This window comes from Paenirhodobacter sp. (genome assembly GCF_050177655.1).
Taxonomy (GTDB): domain Bacteria; phylum Pseudomonadota; class Alphaproteobacteria; order Rhodobacterales; family Rhodobacteraceae; genus Rhodobacter.
The window spans coordinates 64,629-87,887 of record NZ_JBFXGV010000006.1 but is presented as its reverse complement, the minus strand read 5'-3'; the positions used below and the strand labels follow the sequence as shown (position 1 = coordinate 87,887).

Genomic DNA, 23,259 nt, shown 5'->3' with positions numbered 1-23,259 from the left:
AATGCGAAAGGCCGCCCCGAGGGGCGGCCTTTCTCCGTTTCGGCCTGGGCCGAAATCAGAACGTGGTCTTGACGGTCGCGGTCGCGAGGTAGGACGCGATGTCCGACGAGAGCGTGCCGGTTTCCTTGCGGATCAGGGTCAGCGCGGCGGCGCCGAGGCCGACGACGGCGGCGGTCAGCACGACCCAGTCAACGGTCACGGCGCCGTCTTCTTCGTTGCGGATCTTGCGGGCGATTTTGAAGAATTTCATGGGGTCTCTCCTTGGGGGCTCACTGGTTTCTCCGCGCTGCTGCCACCTCTGACCTTGGCTCGTTGCCTCGCGGTATGGGGATATATGGCCCCCGAATCGTGGCGGGATTTGGGCGGGGATAGGGTGATTTTACGAAGTGTTAACGTTCTTGTTTGAATTCAACACATTGAAATCGTTGAATTTGATGGGGCGGTTTGGGGCGAAAATCGTCCCGATGCGGCCTTCGCGCATCACGCGCGCGCCCGATTCCTCCGCAAGTCCCGTTTTCCTTGGATTTTCGGGGGTTTTTCGGGGATAAGGGAGAAAAGGGCAAAGACCCGGGCAGAGCAGGATAGCGCAAATGCGCCGCATATGGGCAGTCAGTATCGCGATTTGCGCGGCCTCAATGGCCGTGCCGACGCTGGCCGAGATCCGGCCGGCAACCCCCACCGTGAATTATTACAAGCCGAAACGTGTGCTGCCGCCGGCGCCGGGCACGACGCGGTTTCTCACGATCCAGATCAATCCGACGGAACAGGCCGCGGCGCTGGCCGCGCAGGCGGCGAAACCCTTCGCCCCGGTGACGAAGCTGCCGCCCGGTGCGACCGGCGCCGCGGCACCGCGCGCCGCCGCCCCCTCGAGCTACGCCTGGTTCTGGGATCAGGTCTCGCCCGGGATCGGCGATCGCTCCGGCCGCTTCTCCGCCGCGCTCGACGCGCTCGACGGCGGGCCGAACGGGCAGATCGTGCGCGCCCCGCGCCTCGACCATCTGCGCGACATCGCCAATCGCCACGGTCGCGACATCCTCGCCGCGACGATCGGCACCGAGGTCTCGCCCGCCTTCGCGCTCGCCGTGATCGCGACCGAATCGGGCGGGCGCGCCGATGCCGTCTCGAGCGCGGGGGCCGTCGGGCTGATGCAGCTCATCCCCGCCACCGCGACGCGCTTCGACGTCGACGACAGCACCGATCCGGCAAAGAACATCCGGGGCGGCGTCGCCTATCTCAACTGGCTGATGAAGGAATTCGACCGCGACCCGGTGATGGTGATCGCCGCCTATAACGCGGGCGAGAATGCGGTGAAGAACAACGGCGGCGTGCCGCCCTATGCCGAGACGCGCGACTATGTGCCGAAGGTGCTCGCCGCGTGGAAGGTGGCGCGGGGCCTCTGCCTCAGCCCGCCCGAACTGATGACCGACGGCTGCGTCTTCGCCGTGAAAGGGTAAGCATGACCGATCCGAAGCCGCTGGTGCTGGACGTCGACGGGACGTTCCTGAAGACCGATCTGCTGTTCGAGGGGTTTTGGGCCGGGCTCGGCCGCGACCCCTTCGCCACGCTCGGCGCCGCGGCGCGCCATTTCCGCGACCCCGCCCGGCTGAAGGCCGAACTTGCCCGGATCGCGCCTTTGCGCACCGATCTGATGCCGGTGAACCCCGAGGTCGCCGATCTCGCCGCGCAGGCGCAGGCCGCGGGGCGCGAGGTCTGCCTGGCCTCCGCCTCCGACCGCACGCTCGTGACGCAGCTCGCCACCGAAAAGGGGCTCTCGCCGCGGGTCTTCGCCTCCGACGGGGTGACCAACATGAAGGGCGCGACCAAGGCCGCCGCCCTCGTCGCGGCCTTCGGCGAGAAGGGCTTCGACTATGCCGGCAACGAGCCGGTCGACCGCAAGATCTGGGACCACGCCGAGACCGCGATCGTCGTCGGCGCCCCCGCCGAGGCGCAGGCGCTGCGCGCGCGCGGGCAGGCGGTGACCGAATGCACCGGCGGCTGGGCGCTCAAATCGCTCTGGAAGGCGATCCGCCCGCATCAATGGGTCAAGAACGTGCTGCTGATCCTGCCGATGATCGCGGCGCATCGCTTCGAACTGGCCACGCTGGTGCCGATCCTCTTCGGGATGATGGCGTTTTCCTTCGCCGCCTCCTCGATCTACATCGTCAACGACCTGCTCGACCTCGAGGCGGACCGGCTGCACCCGACGAAATGCCGCCGCCCCTTTGCCTCGGGCGCGGTGCCGATCCGGGTGGGGATGCTTGCCTTCTTCGGCCTCGCGGCGCTGGCGCTGGGCATCGGCGCGGCGCTGAACCCGGGCTTCCTCGGCATCGTCGTGCTCTACATGGTCACCTCGCTCGCCTATTCGCTGAAGCTCAAACGCATGCGCTGGGTCGATATCGCGACGCTTGCCGCGCTTTACACGATCCGCGTCGTCGCCGGCGCCGCGGCGGGGCAGGTCGAGGTTTCGGTCTATATGCTGATCTTCATCTTCCCGGTCTTCGTCGCGCTCGGCTGCGTGAAGCGGCTGACCGAGCTCACGCTCGCGAAGAATGACGAGCGTCTGCCCGGCCGCGGCTATGGCCGGCCCGACCGGGGCGACCTGCTCAATGTCGCGGGGCTCGGCGTCTTCGGCGCGCTTCTGATCTTCTTCCTCTACTCGGTCTCGGATCAGGGACGGATGCTCTACCCCGACACCTGGCTTCTGTGGCTCGCCATGCTGCCGATGGGCTGGTGGCTGATCCGCATGGTCATGCTCGGCTGGTTCGGCAAGCAGGATTACGACCCGATCGTCTTCGCGCTGCGCGACAAGTTCGGCCTCGGCATCCTGATGATGACGCTGAGCCTGATGTTCTGGGCCGCGGGCCTCTGGGCGAAGTGGTTCGGCGGCTAGGCCACGCGATCCCGGCGCAGGAAGGGCGCGAGCGGCGGCACGATCACCTCGGTGCCCGGGCGCAGATGCCGCGCGATCGCGATCAGGTCGCGGCGGCGAAAGGCGATGCAGCCGGCGGTGGGAAACGCTGGCCTGCGGCGCTGATGCAGAAAGATCGCCGAGCCCTTTCCCGGCGTCGCCTGCGGATAGTTCCAGTCGGTCACCAGCACGATGTCGTAAAGCGGATCGGGCCGCGCCAGGCGCTCATGGCTCGGCCGGAAGGGCGCCTTCACCGGCTGGTTGTAGGCGGGGTGATCCGCCGCGTCGCACCACAGATCCTGCGGCCCGATCGGGCGCGCCCAGCGCGCGGGCCGCTTCACCCGGTCGGCGCGGTAAAGCAGGCCGACGATCTTCCACCGCCCCGCCGGCGTCGCCCCGTCGCCCTCACGCTTCGCCAGCGTGATCCCGCCGCGGCCGATCTCGACCGGATAGCGCCGCCCCCGCCAGAGCAGCCCCGCGGGCGTCAGCCGCATCACAGGATATGCCCCGATTTCGCCGCCTTGGTCGCAAGATAGGCGGCATTGTGCCGGCTCAGACCGACCTTGAGCGGCACCCGCTCGACCACCTCGATCCCGTTCGCGGCGAGCATGTTCACCTTCTTCGGGTTGTTCGTCAGCAGCCGCACCTTGGAGAAACCAAGCTTCCGGAGCAGCCGCGCGCCAATGCGGAAATCGCGCTCGTCATCCTCGAAACCCAGCCGGTGGTTCGCCTCGACCGTGTCGAAGCCCTGATCCTGCAGGTCATAGGCGCGCATCTTGTTGGCAAGCCCGATGCCGCGCCCCTCCTGGTTGAGGTAAAGCAGAATGCCGGCCCCCTCGTGGCCCATCTGCGTCAGCGCCGCGTCAAGCTGCGGCCCGCAATCGCATTTCAGGCTCCCCAGCACATCGCCGGTGAAACAGGCCGAATGCAGCCGCGCGAGCACCGGCTGCGTGCGGTCGGGCGAGCCGATCTCGATCGCGTAATGTTCGGGGCCGCCGTCGTCGGGGCGGAAGATATGCAGCCGCCCCTTTTCCGCGGCGCGCATCGGCACGCGGGCGGCGGCCACCGGGGCGAGCAGCGTCTCGGCGGCAAGCGCGGTGAGCGTTTCGGTGGCATCGAGGCAGGTCAGCCCCTCGGGTGCGGGATCGGGCAGGGGGGCCAGCAGCGCGGCGGGCAGAAGCTGCGCCGATTTCGCCAGCGCGATCGCCGCGCGCGCATCGCTTGCCTCCCCCTCGCGCAGGCTCGCGAGCGGCCCTTTCATCGGCACGCGCAGATCGTCCGCCGGATCGGCGAGTGCGCGCAGCCAGGCGAGATCGGCGTCCTCCGGCACCCGGATCCGCGCGAGATCGTTGTTATAGACCCGCGCCTTCAGCGTCTCCGCCCGCCAGGAGGTCAGCGCCAGCGTGAGCGGGCCGAGCGCGCGCAGCGCCGCCAGCCGCTCGGGGCTCAGCGTCTCCACCGCGGCGGCGAGAAACCCGCCCCGGAACACGACGGGAAGGCCCATGCGCAGATCGGCGCGGGCCCGGTTGATGCGTTCGGCGGCGGTCAGGCCGAGGGGGAAATCTGTCGTCATGGCCCCGAATAGATAGCGACGGCTGAAACAAATTGAAACATCCCGCGGCTTCCCGTCACCTCCGCGTGAGAAAGATTTCACCCCTCTTGCCGTTCCCGTGATCGGCCGCCAGCTTTGCACCGAACGCAAGACCGCAATGACGGAGGCCGAGATGGCTGGTTTGAAGAAGATCCTCCTGGTCGATGACGACACCGATCTGCGCGAGGCGCTGGCCGAGCAGCTGGTCGCGACCGAGGATTTCGACGTGTTCGAGGCGGGTTCGGGCGCCGAGGCGGTGGAGAAGGCCAAGGCCGCGCTTTACGACATTGTCGTGCTCGACGTCGGCCTGCCCGACACCGACGGGCGCGAGCTGTGCAAGAAGCTGCGCAAGCAGGGGGTGAAATGCCCGGTGGTGATGCTCACCGGCCATGACACCGACGCCGACACGATCCTCGGCCTCGATTCTGGCGCCAACGACTACATCACCAAACCCTTCAAGTTCCCGGTGCTGCTCGCCCGGCTGCGCGCCCAGCTGCGCACCCATGAACAGTCGGAAGACGCGGTGTTCCAGCTTGGGCCGTATACGTTCAAGCCGGCGATGAAGATGCTGGTCGACGCCAAGGAGCGCAAGATCCGGCTGACCGAGAAGGAAACCAATATCCTCAAGTTCCTTTATCGCGCGACCGACGGCGTGGTGCCGCGCGACGTGCTCCTGCACGAGGTCTGGGGCTACAACGCCGGGGTCACGACCCACACGCTCGAGACCCATATCTACCGGCTGCGTCAGAAGATCGAACCCGATCCGCAGAATGCGCGGCTTCTGGTGACGGAATCGGGCGGCTATCGGCTGGTGGCCTGAATGCCGGCAGCGGGGGGTTCACACCCCCGCACCCCCGTGGAGTATTTCCTCCAAGAAGAAGCCAAGGCGCTTTCATCTTGCCGAAAATACCTCGGGGTGAATGCGCCGCAGGCGCAGAGGGGCAGCGCCCCTCACACCGTTGCCCCTCACACCGAAGGGTCGATATCCTCTTCCGCCTCTTCGAGGCTGAGGCCAAGCGCGTTGAGCCCGTCCTCGAGGTAATCGGCGAGCATCGGAATGCCGAGGAGGTAATCCTCCGTCGGCGCCGTCGCTTCCGCCCGCGCCGTCGCGATCGCCTCGTCGAGCTCGCTCGCGTCGAAGGTCTCCCGCCCGATCCACATCACCGCGGTCAGCGCGGCCTGCTCATCCTCGTTCAGCCCCGCGATGAAGGCGCGCAGTTCGCGCCCCTGACCCGAGCCGGGAATGTCGGAATCGAACTTCCGGGCGCGGATGATGATATGGGCGATTTTGGACGGGCTGATCGTCAGCATGGAAACCTCCGTGATGCCCTAATCTCGCGCCTGTGATCGCATTGCGCAAGCGCCAATCGGTCAGGACGGAAGTGGAACGGAGGGCTTTGTCGCGGGCTCGGGCGCAATCTCCTCGAAATCGAAATTATCGAGGCGATGCGCGCGTTTGCCGGCCTTTTCGGCGGAGATCTTGATCTCCTCGATATCCTTCGCGGCCTGCGCGAAATGGCGGTCGAGATTGGCGACGCGCCCGCCCAGCCGCTCGACATCGAGATAAAGCGCGGCGAGCTCGCGCCGGATCGCCCCGGCCTGCTCGCGCATGCGCGCGTCCTTCAGCACTGCGCGCATCGTGTTGAGCGTCGCCATGCAGGTGGTGGGCGAAACGATCCAGACCTTCGCGGCAAAGCCCTCGCGCACGAGGTCGGGGAAATTCGCGTGGAGTTCCGCATAGACCGCCTCGGAGGGCAGGAACATCAGCGCGCCATCGGCGGTCTCGCCCTCGATCAGGTAGCGATCGGCGATCGCGCGGATATGGGCGCGCACCGCGCCGCGCATCAGCCGCTGCGCCTCGGCAAGCTCGGCCTGCGTGCGGGCGCGGCGCAGCGCCTCATAGGCCTCGAGCGGGAATTTGCTGTCGATCACGATCGGCCCGGGCGGATTGGGCAGATGGATCAGGCAATCCGCCCGCCGCCCGTTCGAAAGCGTCGCCTGCATGGTGAAACTGTCGGCAGGCAGCGCCTTGAGCACGATGTCATGCAGCTGGATCTCGCCAAAGGCGCCGCGGGTCTGCTTGTTCGAAAGAATATCCTGCAAGCCCAGCACATTGCCCGAAAGCTTCTCGATATTCGCCTGCGCCTTGTCGATCGCGGCCAGACGCTGCTGCAGATCGCCGAGCGAGCGCGCGGTGCGCGTCGCCGATCCGTGCAGGCTCTCGACCATCGTGCGGTTCACCTCGGCGAGGCGCAGCTCCATCAGCTGCAGCATCTTCGCCTGGCTCGTCGCCTGCGCATCGGAAACGTGGTGCAGCCCGCCCGCAAGCTGCTGCTGCCCGTCGGAAAGCGCCTGCACCCGCTGGGCCAGCTGCATCATGTGCAGCCCAAGCGGCGCCACCACCTGCGCCGAGCGCGCCGAGGCCCGCCAGACGAGCAATAGCAGCAAAAGCAGCACGGCCCCCGCCATGAGCGCCGCGATCACCAGCGGATCGCCAAGGTCGATCCGATGCGCGCCGATCCCGATCATGTCCGCCCGAACAGCCGTTCGATATCGGCGAGCTTCAGCTCGACATAGGTCGGGCGGCCGTGGTTGCACTGGCCCGAATGCGGCGTCGCCTCCATCTCGCGCAAAAGCGCGTTCATCTCCTCGACGCGCATCTGCCGGCCCGAGCGCACCGATCCGTGGCAGGCCATCCGGCTCAGCACCGCCTCGATCTTCGCCTGCACGAGCTGGCTGTCGCCGAGATCGGCCAGCTCGTCGAGCACGTCGCGCAAGAGCGCCCCGGCGTTGATCTCACCCAGAATCGCCGGCGTCTCGCGCACCGCGATCGCCGAGCCGCCGAAGGGCTCGATCGTCAGACCCAGCCGTTCGAGCGCGCCCGCATGTTCAAGCAGCAGCGCCGCATCGCCCGAGGAGAGCTCGACGATCTCGGGGATCAGCAGCGCCTGCGCCGCGACACCCTTTTCCGCCATCTGCCGCTTCAGCCGCTCATAGACGAGCCGCTCATGCGCGGCGTGCTGATCGACGATGACGACGCCGTTTTCCGTCTGCGCGATGATGTAATTCTCATGCACCTGCGCGCGCGCGGCACCGAGCGGCGCATGGGTCAGCTGTGCGGTCTCGGGCGGCGGCACCTCGGCCCGGGCGCTGGGCGCGATCGGCGCGTAGCCGAGCGGCGCCTCGTCGAAGGCGGGGGCCTCGGTATCCGGCAGATCGAAGCCGCCGAAGGGCGCCTGCGCGGTGTAAGAGGCACGCATCGCGCCAAGGCTCGGGCGATCCATCTGATAGATCCGCGGCGGCAGATCGGCGGGCTCGGGCCGCATCGCGCCGAGCGTCGCCGTCGCCACCGTCGAGGACGCCCGATGCCCGGCCTGCGCCAGCGCATGGCGGATCGCGGTGACGATCAGCCCGCGCGGGATGCCCGACTCGCGGAATCGCACCTCGGCCTTTGCCGGGTGGACATTGACGTCGACGCGCTCGGGCTCGCAGCTGAGGAAAAGCACCGCGGCGGGGTGGCGGTCGCGGCTGAGGAAATCCATATAGGCGCCGCGCAGCGCGCCAAGCAGCATCTTGTCGCGCACCGGGCGGCCGTTGACGAAGAGGAACTGCTCCACCGCCGCGCCGCGCGAATAGGTCGGCAGCGCGGCATAGCCGGTCAGCCGGATCCCCTCGCGTTCCGCGTCGATCGCCAGCGCATTATCGGCAAAGGCGCGGCCGAGCACCCGGCCCAGCCGCCCCGAAAGCGCGCCGAAAAGCTCGCCCTGTTCGGCATCGGCGCGGAAGATCTCGCGCCCGGCGCCGCCGTCGCTGACATCGCGCAGGGTGAAGCTGACATAGGGCTCCGCCATCGCGAGGCGTTTGACGACATCGGCGATCGCCTGCGCCTCGGCGCGGTCGGTGCGCAGGAACTTGAGCCGCGCCGGGGTGGCGTAGAAGAGATCGCGCAGCTCGACCACGGTGCCACGGTTGAGCGCCGCGGGCTTCACCGGCGCGATCGCGCCCCCCGAAACCGAGATCACCGCCGCCTCGAACCCCTCGGCGCGCGAGGTGATGGTGAGCCGCCCGACCGCGCCGAGCGAGGGCAGCGCCTCGCCGCGAAAGCCGAAAGTGTGGATGTTGAGCAGGTCCGATCCGTCGATCTTCGAGGTCGCATGCCGCGACAGCGCGAGCGGCAGATCCTCCGCCGTCATGCCGCAGCCGTCGTCGGCGATGCGGATCAGCGTCTTGCCGCCCTGCGCATAGGTGACCTCGATGCGCGAGGCCCCCGCATCGAGCGCGTTCTCGATCAGCTCCTTCACCGCCGAGGCGGGGCGTTCGACCACCTCGCCCGCCGCGATGCGGTTCGCCGCCGCATCGTCAAGCTGCCGGATCACGGGGCGCGACGCGCCTATCTGGGGGGGCTGAGCATTCATTCCACAAGGGATAGCACAGCCCCGAACCGGCCCCAAGAGATTCGGATCAGAGCCCGCTCGGCCGCCCGACCACGACAAAGCGCAGCGCCTCCGCGTCGAGCATCCGCTGCGCCATCCGCGCGATATCCGCCTTCGTCACCGCGTTCACCTTGTCGTTGCGCGTAGCGATATAGTCGATCGGCAGCCCCTCGAGCTGCATCCCCGCAAGGATGTCGGCGATATTGCCGTTGCCGTCGAAGCGCAGCGGATAGGCGCCGGTCAGATAGGTCTTCGCGTCCTCGAGCTCCGTGTCGGTGACGGCGCCTTTCGCGGCCTTCGCCCATTCCTGCTTCACGATCGCGATCGCCTCGGCGGTCTTGTCGTTGGCCGAGGCGAAGCTGCCCTGCCAGGTCTCGGCCAGATCCTTCGGCACGAGATAGGTGTAGATCCCATAGGTCAGGCCGCGCTTCTCGCGCACCTCCTCCATCAGCCGCGAGGAGAAGCCCCCGGCGCCGAGGATCTGGTTGAAGACATAGGCGGCGAAGAAATCGGGGTCGTCCATCGCGAGCCCCTTCTGCCCGAAGATCACCACCGATTGCGGGCTGTCCCAGTCGACCTTGGTGACCCCGCCGGTCAGCTGCAGATCGGCACGCGGCGGCATTTCGGCCCCGGTCGCGGGCAGCGCGCCGAGCAGCCGGTCGAGCATCGCGCCCAGTTCCTCGGGGGTGATGTCGCCCACCGCCGAAACCACCAGACGATCCTTCGCCATCACCCGCGCCTTCGCGTCGAACATGTCCTCGCGGGTGAGCGCCTTCACGCTCTCCTCGGTGCCGTTGAGCGAGCTGCCATAGGGGTGATCGCCATAGGCGAGTTTGCGAAAGCTCTGCCCCGCGATCGCATTCGGATCCTTCGCATCCGAGGCGATGATCGACAGCACCTGACCCCGCACGCGATCGACCGAGGCCTGATCGAAATGCGGATCGGTGAGCGCGCCGCGCAAAAGATCGACCGCCTTGTCGCGGTTTTCCGTCAGCATCCGCGCCGAAATGCTCAGCGTGTCGTCGTCGACGTCGAACTTGAAGGCGGCGGCGAGCGCCTCCTGCGCGGCTGCAAAGCCCTGGCTGTCATAGCCGGCCGAGCCCTCCTCGAGCGTCGCGGTCATCAGGTTGATCGCGCCACGCTTGCCCGGCGCGTCGAGCGAGGCACCGCCGCGAAAGCGGATCTCGAGCGCGGTGAAGGGGATGTCATGCGCCTGCACGAGCCAGGCCTTGATCCCGCCGGGGGAGGTGACCTCCTCGATGTCGAGCGCCTGCGCCGGGGCGGCAAGCAGCAGCGCGGCGACGGCGAGCGCGGCGAGGCGGGCAGGGGCCCTGAGCAGAACGCGGATCATTGCGTCACCTCCGCACCCATCGCGGGCATTTCCGGCGCGGCCCCGGCCGGCGGCGGCGGGGCGTTCGCGCCGCGCTCGACATAGCCGGTCACCGAATCGTCGGGGTTCAGCAGATCGCGCGCCGCGGCCATCACGTCATCGGCGGTGACCGACATCAGCGCATCGGGCCAGCCCTGCACATCCTCGACCGAGAACCCCGAGGCGAGCGCCTCGCCATAGCGTTGCGCCAGCGCCATCGTGTCATCCTGTTCGTAGATCTCGCCCGCGCGGATCTGGGTGCGGATCCGCTCGAACTGCGCCGGGTCGATCCCGGTTTTCAGAAACTCGGCGAGCGCGGCGTCGAGCGCGGTTTCCGCCTCGGGCAGGCTCACGTCCGCCGCGGGCATCACGCCGATGCTGAAGGTGGTCTTGTCGATCGACATCCCGTCATAGCCCGCGGAGGCATAGATCGCGTCGCCCTTGTCGAAGACGAGCTTGCGCGAGAGCACCGAAGTCTGCGCATTGCCACCCAGAAGCTCGGCGAGGATCGTCAGCGCCGCGGCGGTCTTCTGATCGCCGGGGTTGCGCTCGGTGGCAAGGTAGGTGCGGCTCAGATAGGGCTGCGCGACGCGGTCATCCCGGTAGACGAGGCGCCGCTCGGCGCGCTGCGGCGGCTCCTGCGGGCGCATGCGCGGCGGAATGTCGGCGGAGGGTTCGAGCGGGCCGTAATATTCCTCGGCGAGCGTCTTCACCTCATCCTCGGTCACGTCGCCCGCAACCACCAGAACCGCGTTGTTCGGCGCATAGAAGCGGTGATACCAGGCAAGCGCATCGTCGCGGGTCAGCGCCTCCATCTCCTGGCGCCAGCCGATCACCGGCGTTCCATAGGGCGAATTGAGATATTGCGCCGCCCGCGCCTGCTCGCCGAACAAGGCGCCCGGATCGCTGTCGGTGCGCTGGTTGCGCTCGGCCAGGATCACGTCGCGCTCGGTCTTCCAGTCGTCGGGCGAGATCTTGAGATGCCGCATCCGGTCCGCTTCCATCTTCATGATGAGCGGCAGCCGGTCGGCGGCGATGCGCTGGTAATAGGCGGTGTAATCATAGCTGGTGAAGGCGTTGTCAGACCCGCCATTCGCCGCCACCGTCTTCGACAGCTCCCCCGCCGCCATCGTGTCGGTGCCCTTGAACATCAGATGCTCGAGGTAATGCGCGATCCCCGACTTGCCGCGCATCTCGTCGGCGGCGCCCGCCTTGTACCAGACCATCTGCACCACGACCGGGGCGCGGTGATCCTCGATCACCACCGCCTCGAGCCCGTTCGGAAGGGTGAAATGGCTGACCGGATCGGCCTGGGCCGGGCTGACCACGGCCGAGGTGACGAAAAGAACCGCAGTCGCGGCGGCAAGCGAAGCACGCAGCATGGAAACCTCTCTGTTGCGGCAACAGGTTACCGGGGCTGGCCCGGGAGGCAACCACGCATCGCCGCTTTGACGGACAGTTGAACGCGCGTTATTGCATCGCCTGCTGCGCAGTGCCCGAGGGCGGCGCGGCCGGCGTGCGCAGGCCAAGCCGGCGCCAACGCTCGAGTTCGGCCTCCTGGTCAAGCGCCATCGGCTTGTAGGCCTTGTAATAGATGTTCACCGCGAAGAGCTTCTCAAGCAGACGCCCGTCGTGATCCTTGCGATAGGCGTAATCCTCGGCGGCCAGGGTCTGGCGGATGTCGCCGGAGGCGCCGAAACGGTCCGCCCGCGCGAGAAGCGCCCCGTCGCCCGCCGGCACGCCCTTGCCCGTCGCGGTGACGCGGGCGGGGTTGCCGCCAAGCGCGGCGACGGCATCGGCCTCGGGCGTCGGATCGGTGAGATTGCTGCCGCCCGGCGTGGGCGCGGGCAGCTCGCTCAGGCTGTCGGGCATCTGCAGCGGTTTCGTCGGCAGGATGCCGAATTCATCCGGCCCCGCCGAATCGGAGCGCAGATGCATCAGCTGCGGCTCCTTGTTCGAGGAGCAGCCGGCAATGAAAAGCGCCGCGAAAAGCGCGATCCCGAGTTTGCCGATCATCTGGCGCATCCGCCGCTCCCTCATCCGTTCCGATCCCTCTTAGCCTATCGCTTCACATCCGTCACGCCCCAAAGGCGGCTCAGTGGCGGCGTTTCGCTCCTGCCTTCGCCGCCGACTTCGTGCCCGCCTTCGCCTTCGCCGAATCGTCGGGCGAAAACAGCACGAGGCCGATCGCGCCCAGGAAAATCGCGATATCGGCGACGTTGAAGGAATAGGGGTTGTGCCAGAAGGGCAGCGACATGTTCAGGAAATCGGCCACCGCACCATAGGCGAGCCGGTCGATCACATTGCCGAGCGCGCCGCCGATGAGCAGCCCCGCCGCCACCGTCACCCGCGCCGAATGCGCCCCGCGGGAGACCCAGCGCCCGACCCAGGCCGAGATCCCCAGCGCGAGCACGATCAGCCCCCAGCGCGTCCATTGATCCGCCCCCGCGAAGAGGCCGAAGTTCACGCCCTGATTCCACGCCATGCGGAAGTTGAGCCAGGGCGGCGCCACGTCGATCGACCGCCGCAGGTCGAGTTCCATCACATGCACGACCAGATATTTGGAAATCTGGTCGAGCAGGATCACCAGGGCCGCGACGCGCGCCGTGAGCTTCATGCCGCCCCCGTCAGTGCCGGAAGTGGCGCATGCCGGTGAACACCATGGCGAGGCCACGTTCGTTCGCCGCGTCGATCACTTCCTGGTCGCGCATCGAGCCGCCGGGCTGGATGATCGCGGTCGCGCCCGCCTCGGCCGCGGTGATCAGCCCGTCGGCGAAGGGGAAGAAGGCGTCCGAGGCGACGACCGAGCCCTTCGTCGGGGTCTCGGAGAGGCCGCAGGCCTCCATCATGTCCACGGCCTTGCGCGCGGCGATGCGCGTGCTGTCGACGCGGCTCATCTGGCCGGCGCCGACGCCGACGGTGGCGCCGTCCTTCACGTAGATGATCGCGTTCGACTTCACGTGTTTCGCGACCTTCCAGGCAAAGAGCAGATCTTTCAGCTCCTGCGCGCTGGGTTCGCGCTTGGTCACGACCTTCAGATCCGCCTCGGTGATCGCGCCATTGTCCTTGCCCTGCACGAGGAAGCCGCCGGCGACCTGGCGGAAGGTGGTGATCGCCGCCTTCGGGTCGGGCAGCGCGCCGGTGGTGAGCAGACGCAGGTTCTTCTTCGCGGCGAAGATCGCCTTCGCCTCGTCGGTGGCGTCGGGGGCGATCACCACCTCGGTGAAAATGCGCGAGATCTCCTCGGCGGTGGCGCCGTCGAGCGTGCCGTTCAGCGCGATGATGCCGCCGAAGGCCGAGGTGCGGTCGCAGTCGAAGGCGCGGGCATAGGCCTCGGCCAGCGTCGCGCCGGTGGCGACGCCGCAGGGGTTGGCGTGCTTGATGATCGCGACGGCGGGCTTCGCCGTGCCGAATTCGGCGACGAGCTCAAACGCCGCATCGGTGTCGTTGATGTTGTTGTAGCTCAGCTCCTTGCCCTGCCACTGCTTCGCGGTGGCGACGCCCGGCCGGTTCGAGCCATCAAGATAGAAGGCCGCCGCCTGATGCGGGTTCTCGCCATAGCGCAGGCTCTGCGCAAGCTCGCCGGCAAAGGCGCGCCGGCGCGGGGTTTCCTCGCCGATCGCCGCCGCCATCCAGGTCGAGACCGCCGCGTCATAGGCCGCGGTGCGGGCATAGGCGATCTGCGCGAGGCGCTGGCGGAACGGGTAGGTGGTGGCGCCGTCATTCGCATCGAGTTCCTCGAGCACCGCGGCGTAATCCTGGGTATCGACCACGGTCGCGACGAAGGCGTGGTTCTTCGACGCCGCGCGGATCATCGCCGGCCCGCCGATGTCGATATTCTCGATGCAGTCGTCATAGGCCGCACCCTTCGCCACCGTCGCCTCGAACGGGTAGAGGTTGACGACCAGCAGGTCGATCGCCTCGATGCCGTGCGCGACCATCGCGGCGACGTGCTCCTCGTTGTCGCGCAGCGCGAGCAGACCGCCATGCACCAGCGGATGCAGCGTCTTCACGCGGCCATCCATCATCTCCGGGAAGCCGGTGACCTCGGCCACGTCGCGCACGCTCAGCCCCGCCTCGCGCAGCGCCTTCGCGGTGCCGCCGGTGGAGACGAGCTCGACCCCGCGCGACGCAAGGGCACGGGCGAAGTCGATCAGCCCGGTCTTGTCGGAGACGGAAATCAGCGCGCGGGTGAGGGGGACGTTTCTGGTCATGGCTGGCAGTCCTTATGCTCAGAGGTCGGTTTCGCGGGGTCGCGGGGCGATATCGCGGGTCGCGGCGGGGGTATCCTGTGCTTTGGCCAAGGTCCAGCCGATTTGACAGCCGGGCTCGAACATCCGCCCCGAAAGCACGATCTGCTGCGTCGCGCGCGGGCGCAGGCGCCCCTTTTCGAGGTAAACGGAGGGATCGAGCGCCAGCTCGACCTCGCCGTCGAAGCGGAACACCCAGATCTCGCCGGATTTGAGCGCCATCGACACCGCCCAGCCACCCATGTCGAGCGTGGCGTCGACATCGGGGTGCAGGTGGAAGCGGATCTGATAGGCGACCCCCTTCAGCCCGCCGCGTTCGAGCACCGCCTCGAACCGCTTGCGATCCTCGGCGGTGGTGGCGGCAAGGGTCTCCTCGCCGCGCAGATGGCCGCCGTCGGGGCTCAGTTCAAGCGCGCGCAGATGGCTCAGCCCGTGGGTCGGGATATAGCCGTCATGGCCGAACAGCGCATGGCGTGCCGGATCGCCCTCGGGCCGCATCCAGACATCCTTCGGCGTCTCGTCGAGCCAGCTCTTCGGCACCCCGCCGAAACGCTGCTCGGGGCCAAGGCGGGAGGAGGAGAACCCCTCGATCGAGAGTGTCGAATGGCTGGCCGTGGCACGGCCGGCGCGCGCCCATTCCGGCCCGAAGATCGCGCCCGAGCCGCAATTGACGATCAGCGGCCGCCGCCCCGAGGTCAGCTCGAAGGCGAGCGTCGAGGCATGGGCATTGGCGGAGGCCGGCCCGCGCGGCGGCGCGCTCGCATCGACGACGATCGTGGTGCGCCCGGCATGCAGCCGCGCGAAACCCATCGCGAGCCCCTCGGGCGCGCCCTGCCGCGAGCCCGAGGCCGCAAGCGCCGCGTCGAGCCGCCCCTCGAGCCCGCGCCCGCCGCCGTGGAACCGCGCGAGCCCGCCATCGGCATGGCGCAGCGCGCGCAGCGTGGGGGCGATTCGCGCGATCGCGGCGAGGTGTTCGGGCGCCGGGGTGCGGCCCGCGCCGGTCAGCGCATCGGCGGCCCAGATCAGCAGCGTGAAAACCTCGAGCAATTCCTCGGGGTTGCGCGTCGGTATCCCACCCTCGGCGTCGATCTGCGCGGCGCATTCGCGCGCCAGCGCCTGCGCCGCGGGACCGGCATGCGCCTCCATCCCGGTGAGCGAGAGACCGGCATAGATCAGCCCGGTCAGCGCCTCGAACCGCGGCAGGCCGGGGCTGGCCGAGCGCCAGCGCCGCGCGAGGAACAGCGTCTGCTGCGCGAGGGTGCGAAAGAACCCCTCGGCCGCGGTGCGGTCGCGCCCGTTCAGGATCAGGATCGCGTGGTTGATGAAGCGGATCAGCCGCCGCCCGGTCAGATCCGGCGTCCAGCCCGGGCCGGTGCCGCCCGAAAACCGCTCGATCCAGCCAAAAACCCAGTCCTGCGCGCGGCTGCGCGCGGTGCGATCGCCCACCGCGGCCAGATCGTCGAGCCAGGCGCAGCCCTGCAGCGCGGCCTCGAAGCTCGGATCGGGCATCGGCAGATCCCAGATCGAGAGGCCCGGCCCCTCGATCAGATAGCCCGCAAAAAGGAAATTGCCGGCGACGAGCTGTCGGCCGCGCGCGTAGGAGCCGATCGTGCGCGGCTCGGGCTGGCTCACGAATCCGGTCGCGGGGCGCGCACGGGCGGCGCGCCGCGCCGCGAGCCGGTCGAGCGCGTGCTCCATCCGCCCCCGCGCGCTTCCCTGCGCCGATCTGCTGCCGCTGCCTGCCATCCGTGCTATCCCGTGCCCCGCCGGTTCGCGCGCACCATAATCCGCGCCCCGTCCCCTGTCACCGCCGATTTCCGCCTCAGGCGGCGGGCCGCAGATCGGCGATGAAGAAGCCGTCCATGCCGCCGCGCTCGGCCCAGAAATCCGGGCGCAGGCGCAGCGCGCCCTCGGGCGTGATCCACTCCGGCGCGATCCCGGGCAGCTCCGGCGCCGCGATGGTCAGCCCGGGGTGCCGTTCGAGTGCCGCCGCCACCTGCCGCTCGCCCTCCTCGGGCAGAAGCGAGCAGGTGCAATAAACCAGCCGCCCGCCCGGAGCGAGCCAGCCAAGCGCGCGGTCGATCAGCGCCGATTGCAGCGCGAACAGCGTCTTGATCCCCGCCGCATCCTTGACGAAGGGCAGATCGGGATGGCGCCGGATCGTGCCGGTGGCGGAGCAGGGCGCGTCGAGCAGGATCGCGTCGAAGGGCGCCGCGGGCGCCCAGTCGAGCGCATCGGCGGCGATCACCTCCGCCTTCAGATCGCAGCGCGCAAGGTTCTCGCGCAGCCGCGCGAGTCGCGGCTCGGAAATATCGAGCGCGGTGACCTCGGCCCCGGCGGCGGCAAGTTGCAGCGTCTTGCCCCCGGGCGCGGCGCAAAGGTCGAGCACCCGCATCCCGGGCCTTGCCCCGACCAGCCGCGCGGCGAGTGCCGCGGCCGCATCCTGCACCCACCAGGCCCCCTCGGCATAGCCCGGCAGCTCGGTGAGCTGTGCCCCGGGCGCCAGCCGCAACGAACCGGTCGGCAGAAGCTCGGCCCCCAGTCTCGCGGCCCAGGCCTCGGCATCCGATTTCACCGTGAGGTCGATCGGCGCGCCCATCAGATGCGCCGCCTCCATCCGCATCACCGCCGCCTTGCCCCAGGCCGACATCAGCCGCCCGCGCAGCCAGCCGGGCAGCGCCGGCGGATCGAGCCGCCCCCAGCGCTCGGTCTCGCCCGCGACCTTGCGCAGCACCGCGTTCACCAGGCCCGAAAACCCCTCCGTCCGCTTGCCCCCCGCATGGGCAAGCGCGACGGCGGCATTCACCACCCCATGCGGCGCCGTGCCGTCGAGGCAAAGCTCGACCGTCGCCAGCCGCAAAAGCGCGCGCAGATCGGGCGGCGGCGCCTTGCGCAGATGCGGCTTCAGCATCGCATCGGCGCGGCTCAGATTGCGCAGCACCTCGAGCGCAAGCCGGTTCGCCCGCGCGCGATCGGGCGGCGCAAGCGCGGCAAGCACGCCGGCCTGTTCGGCGAGGGTCTGCTGCCCCTCCGTCACCCCCGCAATCAGGGCGAGCGCGGCGCTCCGGGCGGGGTCGATGCTGGTCATGCCGGTTTCCCTTGTTGTTCGGGCGCGTCGACCGGCCTATATCCGACGTCAGAGAGAACCGCAAAGCCGGAGGCCGAGATGAGCGACGAACCCCGCAAGGATCTTCCCCCCGCGGCGCAGCGCGCGCTGGCCGAGGCCGAGGCGCGGCGCAAGGCCGCCCCTCCCGCCGATCTGCCGACCGAACTTGGCGGGCGCGACGGGCCGGAGCCGGTGCGCTTCGGTGATTGGGAAAAGAAGGGCATCGCCATCGACTTCTGAGTCGGTGCCTCTGATGGGCGAGGACGAACCATGCTGACCCCGGCGGATGCGGCATTTCTCGACGGGCTGCGCGCCGCCGGGATCGAGATCGGAGCGCCCGAACCGCGCTATCTCGAGGAGCCGCGGGGCCGCTGGCCCGGGCAGGCCGCCGCGGTGGCGAAACCGCATTCCACCGAACAGGTCTCCGAGATCCTGCGCCGCGCCCATGGTGCGCGCGTCGGCGTCGTGCCCTATGGCGGCGGCACCGGGCTCGTCGGCGGGCAGGTGATGGGGGAGGGGCCGCTGCCGCTCGTCCTCAGCCTCGAGCGGATGACCGCCTTGCGTGCGCGCGACGCGCAAAGCCTCGTGATCGAGGCCGGCGCCACGCTGCAGGCGGTGCAGGACGCCGCCGCCGAAATCGGCCGGCGCTTTCCGCTCACCATCGCGGCGCAGGGCACGGCGCAGATCGGCGGCTGCCTCGCCACCAATGCCGGCGGCGTGCATGTGCTGCGCTACGGCAATGCCCGCGCGCTCTGCCTCGGCCTCGAGGTGGTGCTCGCCGATGGCACGGTCTGGAACGGGCTCACCCGGCTGCGCAAGGACAACACCGGCTACGACCTGCGCGATCTGATGATCGGGGCGGAGGGCTCGCTCGGCGTGATCACCGCCGCGGCGCTGCGCCTCTACGAGCCGCCCGCGGTCGAGGGGCTGGCCTTCTTCGCCGTGCCCTCGCCCGCGGCGGCGGTCGCGCTTCTGGGCCTCGCGCAGGCGCGCTTTGCCGGCTGCGTCTCCGCCTTTGAACTGATCTCGCGCCAGGGGCTCGCGTTCCAGCGCGAGGTGGGGATGGAGCTGCATTTCCCCTTCGCCGAAGACCCCGACTGGATGGTGCTGATCGAACTGGGCCTGCCCGCGGGGATGGATGTCGAGGAAAGCTTCGCGGGCCTTTTCGAGGCGGCCGAGGATCTCGTCCTCGATGCGGTGATCGCGCAATCGGGCGCGCAGGTGGCGCAGTTCTGGGAGCTGCGCGAGAGCCTGCCGCTCGCCAATCGCCGCATCGGCGCGATCTCGAGCCACGACATTTCGGTGCCGGTGGCGTCGATCCCCGAATTCATCGCCGAGGGCGACGCGATGCTCGCCGCGATGGGCGACATGCGGATCAACTGCTTCGGCCATGTCGGCGACGGCAACCTGCATTACAACGTCTTCCCGGCGCGGGGCCGCAAGCGCGATGCGTATGACGCGCTGCGCAAGCCGGTGATGGAGGCGGTGCATGACCTCGTCGTGCATCGCTTCAACGGCTCGATCTCGGCCGAGCACGGCATCGGGCGTTTCAAGGTCGAGGAACTCGAACGCTACGCCGACCCGGCGAAGCTCGCGATGATGCGAGGGATCAAGGCGGCGCTCGATCCGCAGGGGATCCTGAACCCCGGGGCTGTGGTGCGGGGGTAGGGGCGGTTTGGGCGGTGAGCAGCCCGACGGCAACGCAGCATTGCGGTCGCAGCAATTTTCCGGAGCAGCCGTTGAGGCAGAGCGCAGCGAAATCATGGCTGGTTTAACCACAAGGGGCCGGGAGCCAATTGCGGCAGTTGCAGTATGGCGGAAGTAGTTTCCCACTGGAGCGGTCATCCGAATTCCGCCTAGCTGTCTGATTACACTTCAGTGAGCGGCCATTTCTTAAGATCAAACGACCGACAAACGGAGTTCGGCAATCGCTGGGACGAAGCGATCCGCAAGTCGCTGATCGCTCGTCACCAGAAGATAATCACGCTCTACAGCTTGGGCTACGATCCAGAGGTCGTTCTCATCGACTTGGAGAATCTGACCTGAGGCCCGATCTTGCCAGTTCTCCAGCCATCGGGGAGTGCGACGAGACAGGTCGAGGTAATGCTCAGCTAGGAGCGCCTTGACGTGGCCATATGCTTCGGCTGTATGGCGACCGACTTCTGCAAGTGGATACGCTGCTGCCTGAGTGAGCGTGTGACGGATATGGGAGACGTCCTGTCCGGCACGCTGGGCTGCTTCCATCCCGTAGCGAAGTTCGGCTAACACGACGGCCGAGAGATAGACGAGGTCGCTTTGGGCAAAGGCCTGCGCCCGCCCATGAACCGCCGCGAAATTGGGGCGGCGCGGATCGAACAGGACGGACACGAAATTTGTGTCGAGAAGAATCTGCTCCATCAGTCAAGGAACCTTGCGAGTGCATCATTTTCCTCAGCTGGTGCGGGCTTGAATACATCGAGCACCCAAGCGCCTTGGTTGGATGCATGATCTCGGGTCAGCCATTCGTAAAGTGGCACATATCCCTTCAGGTCCGCCGGCAGCCAGCCAGAGAAGCCATGCTGCACCGGTCGCTTACGACCTTCGAAATAGGAAAATAGCTGGCGTTCAAGACGTGGCGGCAGATCATAACCGTCAAGCACGAGTGCATCGATCCAGACGAGCAGGCGATCAAGACGCGAATCATACTCATTGCCTACGAGCACGGCATGGTGCTTCTCATCAAGAAGAGCTTCATATTCCCGCACGGCCGCACCAAGCTTAATCATATCCAATTTGCGTGGAAGCGGCATACTGCCGAGCATGACGTTGGTGAAATCATGATCGGTCGAATGTTCAGTGACGAAAGCATTGGCGAGCGGCCCGTTTAAGATCGCGGCCAGCGCTCGGATGTCATAGTCGCCAGTAGGCCAGATCCCAGTAAATTGCTGCGACGCCCAAAGCCCACTGTCATCGGCCGCCGCCGAGAGCCGCCATGGGCCCCGAGACGAGCGCTGGTTGTTGATCAGAACCTTGGGGTTGTCCCAGAGTCTTTGTAGCGGCCCTTGGCGATAGCTAAGCTCGGGATCGATGCTGAGCCACACCGTGTTCATCAAATGAAACGGGATAAGGCTATCGGCAGGCTTGTAGATTCCTCGTTCGCGCATCGGGCCAGGCGCATTAAACACGCCAGCACGCTGCGACCTCCATTGAAGTCCTCGGCCAATGTCCGCACAGTTACCTAGCCGGGGTGCGTCTTCGAGATAGGACCAAAGCGCGTCGAGTTCACCAATCCAGATGTTACCAGCGGGCGCAGCCCGAACCGAGTGACGCTGGGAAGTGACGGAGCCATGAGCGAGAAACCGTTCTCTGTCCGCATCGACAACAGTCTTGGCAATTAACCGAACGGGCTTAGTCAACGTTTCCACGGGACGCCGATCGGTCGCGATCACGAGAGCGCATGGATAGGTCGCCTTCTCGAAGATGCGATCGGGAAGCGAGACAAGCTCGATCCTGTCATAGGTGGCCGCAAGTCGTGCTCGGAGATTACGATATTGAGTCTGTTGCAGGACGCCACGTGGTAACACGAAGCCCAGCGCCTCGGGGCCTGCATCTATAGAGGCATGAAGCGCGACCATCGCCTTTGACGGCGAAACGGCGAAGGCCTCCGGATAGTCCTGCCGCTCCTCCACCGTAAAATCCTCGAACGGCGGATTGCATAGGATGAGCGTTGCACCTTCGAGGAAAGTGCCGAGGGCGCCGACCTTGAAAAGATCGGTTGAGCGGATGTGCCAGCCATTCGCATTGGGATAATCGGCCAGGATCAGCGAGAGCGTCGCCACCTCGCAAGCGAATGCGTCGAGTTCTGCACCCACCAGACGATCAACCAAGAATTGATGACGTCGTTCGGCCGGCCAATCCGGCGGCAGCAAGTCGCGGAGTTCGCGAAGCGCAGCGACCAAGAAAATCCCCGCGCCGGCGAAAGGTTCAGCAATCCGCACTGTTTCTGGATCGCAGCGCGAAAGATCGATCTGGCTCAGCACATACTCAGCCAAGGGGCGGGGCGTGCTATGTGTCCCGAAGAGCTTGCGGGTATCGGCTGTGACGAGCGTATTTTCGTAAACGAATGCCAAGCTGTCAGACGAGATATTCCGTAGCGTGATCGACGACCGAAGGCGCGCCCACGCAGATTCTATATCGTCGGCAGATACCGCGGCAACGTCGCTGCCGAGGAGGCCAAGGCTATAATAGCCTTGAATTCCGCTAAGGACGGCACTGGCATCATCGTGCGCCCAGTCCGCAGCGGCTGGATGCTCTCGATCAATCAAGATTTTGGCAGCGAGCAAGCGGAAAGTCAGGCGGAAAGCATCCTTCTGCCTTTCTTGCCCCGCGTCAGACGGCAGAAGCAGATCGAGCACTTCCGCCATGGTCCGATGGAGCTTGTGCTGGACCTCCTGCTCGATCGCCGGCAACAGCCCCAGATCGATGAAATCAACTTGGATCGGACCACGCGGCAGATCGAGCGACTTGGCGCGGTGGAGTGCCCGCGGAGTCCAGCTATCGCGGTAACGGCCAAACAGGTCGGAAAGCTGATCGACAGGAATTCGCTCAAGCAGGCGTGGCGCCTGGGCGCCAACTGCCCAAACGCCGACATCGCTACTGTCGATCGAAAAGAAGATCGGGGCGCCCAAGGCGCGATTGGCCATTACTGCGGCAGCACTGTCAGGCTCGCCTTCAACGACCCCGAAGGCGGCGGACCGGAAGGATTCCGGCGTCTGGGTGAAAGCGGCCAGCGCAACGGTGCGCGTCTGCGTAGCGGAATCGAGGACATCCGCGAAGCTATAGGCGCGGTGCAGCGCGTCGGCACTATAGCCCAAACCCAAGAGCTCCCGCTCGATCGAGACAAGCACGCTCATCGGATCCGCACCGCGCGAAACAGTGGAAGCTGCCCGCTCTGATCTTGGGGTGCGAATTCCACTTCGAGCACGTCAAGATGTGGGTCAAGATGCAGAAACAAGGTATCGGGCTCATTCACCCCGACATGGACTATGCCTTCAGAAAGTAGCTCGCCATGTTCCATGGCACGCAATGCCAACACGCAGCCGCGCAAAGCTGGAAAGGGCACACCCGAAAGAAGGTCGTGCAGCGCGTGCAGCAGATCCTTGTGCGCCTGCAACTCAATTCTGAACCGCTCGCGCAGAACCATAGCAATGCGCAGCAGTAAGACTGTTTGCCAGCTATAGAGCGCGGGCCGACCCGGACCGCCGGCCTCGATATCGGGCGGAACGAGATCGCGCCGATGAGCCCACTCCCTTAGCTGATTGGCGGTCAGGCCTGTCAATGTCTGCACCCGCCCCGCAGGGATCATGATCGCTATGCTCCTGAATGGGTATGATACCCTCTTGCTGCGACGAAGCGGGTATGAGACCCACTTTGCGGAGTGTAAACGGGCATCATACCCGCTTCAATCCTGTTCTCCGATGACGGGCAAGAAACCCCCATACTTCGCTTCGCACAACTTCAGTCGCGACGAGCGCTTCGCTGCTCGCCCTCTGAACGGCTGCTTGCGGGAATGCCGTCGCACAGCATGCGGCAGGGCTGAACGGCAGCAAAGGGCCGGAAGCGA

At 67.1% G+C, this 23,259-nt stretch carries 21 protein-coding genes; 5 read left to right on the top strand and 16 right to left on the bottom strand.

The genetic code is table 11. The annotated features are described in order from the left end of the window. Positions 1-55: 55 nt before the first annotated feature. Positions 56-250: a hypothetical protein gene (locus AB7U46_RS04540; RefSeq protein ID WP_428335747.1), complete on the bottom strand. Its 195-nt coding sequence runs from the start codon at positions 248-250 to the stop codon at positions 56-58. 385 nt (positions 251-635) lie between these two features. Here AB7U46_RS04540 and AB7U46_RS04535 point away from each other — a divergent pair, with 385 nt between their 5' ends. Both AB7U46_RS04535 and AB7U46_RS04530 read left to right on the top strand, forming a co-directional pair. Beyond that, on the top strand, positions 636-1,454 hold the full coding sequence (locus AB7U46_RS04535) for a lytic transglycosylase domain-containing protein (RefSeq protein ID WP_428335746.1): 819 nt from the start codon (positions 636-638) through the stop codon (positions 1,452-1,454). A gap of 2 nt (positions 1,455-1,456) precedes the next feature. Beyond that, complete coding sequence (locus AB7U46_RS04530) at positions 1,457-2,890, top strand: UbiA family prenyltransferase (RefSeq protein WP_428335745.1); 1,434 nt, start codon at positions 1,457-1,459, stop codon at positions 2,888-2,890. Here the strand turns inward: AB7U46_RS04530 and AB7U46_RS04525 are convergent. Both AB7U46_RS04525 and ribA read right to left on the bottom strand, forming a co-directional pair. Beyond that, positions 2,887-3,402, bottom strand: a complete 516-nt coding sequence (locus AB7U46_RS04525) for a L,D-transpeptidase family protein (RefSeq protein WP_428335744.1) — start codon at positions 3,400-3,402, stop codon at positions 2,887-2,889. The two genes, AB7U46_RS04530 and AB7U46_RS04525, sit on opposite strands and share 4 nt — an antisense overlap. Next, positions 3,402-4,481 (bottom strand): GTP cyclohydrolase II, encoded by a 1,080-nt coding sequence (ribA, locus tag AB7U46_RS04520; protein WP_428335743.1) that lies wholly within the window; start codon positions 4,479-4,481, stop codon positions 3,402-3,404. The genes AB7U46_RS04525 and ribA overlap by 1 nt, the downstream gene beginning before the upstream one ends. A gap of 151 nt (positions 4,482-4,632) precedes the next feature. Here ribA and AB7U46_RS04515 point away from each other — a divergent pair, with 151 nt between their 5' ends. Next, positions 4,633-5,319, top strand: coding sequence for a response regulator transcription factor (locus AB7U46_RS04515; protein WP_428335742.1), 687 nt, complete (start codon positions 4,633-4,635; stop codon positions 5,317-5,319). A gap of 146 nt (positions 5,320-5,465) precedes the next feature. Here AB7U46_RS04515 and AB7U46_RS04510 read toward each other — a convergent pair whose 3' ends face one another. From AB7U46_RS04510 to AB7U46_RS04465, 10 genes are all read right to left on the bottom strand, one after another. Further along, entirely contained in the window at positions 5,466-5,810 is a 345-nt protein-coding gene (locus tag AB7U46_RS04510; RefSeq protein WP_428335741.1) for a DUF3775 domain-containing protein, read from the bottom strand. A 60-nt stretch (positions 5,811-5,870) separates the two neighbouring features. Then, on the bottom strand, positions 5,871-7,028 hold the full coding sequence (locus tag AB7U46_RS04505) for a DNA recombination protein RmuC (protein ID WP_428335740.1): 1,158 nt from the start codon (positions 7,026-7,028) through the stop codon (positions 5,871-5,873). After that, on the bottom strand, positions 7,025-8,914 hold the full coding sequence (gene mutL / locus AB7U46_RS04500; protein WP_428335739.1) for a DNA mismatch repair endonuclease MutL: 1,890 nt from the start codon (positions 8,912-8,914) through the stop codon (positions 7,025-7,027). The genes AB7U46_RS04505 and mutL overlap by 4 nt, the downstream gene beginning before the upstream one ends. A gap of 46 nt (positions 8,915-8,960) precedes the next feature. Further along, positions 8,961-10,283, bottom strand: coding sequence for a M16 family metallopeptidase (locus AB7U46_RS04495; RefSeq protein WP_428335738.1), 1,323 nt, complete (start codon positions 10,281-10,283; stop codon positions 8,961-8,963). Further along, positions 10,280-11,683: a M16 family metallopeptidase gene (locus tag AB7U46_RS04490; RefSeq protein WP_428335737.1), complete on the bottom strand. Its 1,404-nt coding sequence runs from the start codon at positions 11,681-11,683 to the stop codon at positions 10,280-10,282. The genes AB7U46_RS04495 and AB7U46_RS04490 overlap by 4 nt, the downstream gene beginning before the upstream one ends. 88 nt (positions 11,684-11,771) lie before the next feature. Then, positions 11,772-12,326, bottom strand: coding sequence for a DUF3035 domain-containing protein (locus AB7U46_RS04485; protein WP_428335736.1), 555 nt, complete (start codon positions 12,324-12,326; stop codon positions 11,772-11,774). A 70-nt stretch (positions 12,327-12,396) separates the two neighbouring features. Further along, positions 12,397-12,918, bottom strand: coding sequence for a signal peptidase II (gene lspA / locus AB7U46_RS04480; protein WP_428335735.1), 522 nt, complete (start codon positions 12,916-12,918; stop codon positions 12,397-12,399). A 10-nt stretch (positions 12,919-12,928) separates the two neighbouring features. After that, a complete protein-coding gene (gene purH / locus AB7U46_RS04475; RefSeq protein ID WP_428335734.1) occupies positions 12,929-14,515 on the bottom strand; it encodes a bifunctional phosphoribosylaminoimidazolecarboxamide formyltransferase/IMP cyclohydrolase in 1,587 nt (528 codons plus the stop codon). Positions 14,516-14,533: 18 nt separating this feature from the next. Continuing rightward, a complete protein-coding gene (locus AB7U46_RS04470) occupies positions 14,534-16,297 on the bottom strand; it encodes a heparinase II/III family protein (RefSeq protein ID WP_428335733.1) in 1,764 nt (587 codons plus the stop codon). Positions 16,298-16,373: 76 nt separating this feature from the next. Further along, a complete protein-coding gene (locus AB7U46_RS04465; protein WP_428335732.1) occupies positions 16,374-17,639 on the bottom strand; it encodes an RsmB/NOP family class I SAM-dependent RNA methyltransferase in 1,266 nt (421 codons plus the stop codon). A 78-nt stretch (positions 17,640-17,717) separates the two neighbouring features. Here AB7U46_RS04465 and AB7U46_RS04460 point away from each other — a divergent pair, with 78 nt between their 5' ends. Both AB7U46_RS04460 and AB7U46_RS04455 read left to right on the top strand, forming a co-directional pair. After that, on the top strand, positions 17,718-17,897 hold the full coding sequence (locus tag AB7U46_RS04460; protein ID WP_428335731.1) for a DUF1674 domain-containing protein: 180 nt from the start codon (positions 17,718-17,720) through the stop codon (positions 17,895-17,897). Between the two features lie 30 nt (positions 17,898-17,927). Then, positions 17,928-19,325, top strand: a complete 1,398-nt coding sequence (locus tag AB7U46_RS04455; protein ID WP_428335730.1) for an FAD-binding oxidoreductase — start codon at positions 17,928-17,930, stop codon at positions 19,323-19,325. Positions 19,326-19,556: 231 nt separating this feature from the next. Here the strand turns inward: AB7U46_RS04455 and AB7U46_RS04450 are convergent, their stop codons facing one another. The 3 genes from AB7U46_RS04450 to AB7U46_RS04440 are packed head-to-tail and all read right to left on the bottom strand — an operon-like array spanning position 19,557 to position 23,001. Further along, the gene (locus tag AB7U46_RS04450; RefSeq protein ID WP_428335729.1) at positions 19,557-20,054 is read right to left on the bottom strand and encodes a PIN domain-containing protein; all 498 of its coding nucleotides are present in this window, start codon (positions 20,052-20,054) and stop codon (positions 19,557-19,559) included. After that, entirely contained in the window at positions 20,054-22,549 is a 2,496-nt protein-coding gene (locus AB7U46_RS04445) for a DNA methyltransferase (protein WP_428335728.1), read from the bottom strand. The genes AB7U46_RS04450 and AB7U46_RS04445 overlap by 1 nt, the downstream gene beginning before the upstream one ends. Continuing rightward, positions 22,546-23,001 (bottom strand): MerR family transcriptional regulator, encoded by a 456-nt coding sequence (locus AB7U46_RS04440; RefSeq protein ID WP_428335727.1) that lies wholly within the window; start codon positions 22,999-23,001, stop codon positions 22,546-22,548. The genes AB7U46_RS04445 and AB7U46_RS04440 overlap by 4 nt, the downstream gene beginning before the upstream one ends. Positions 23,002-23,259: the final 258 nt, after the last annotated feature.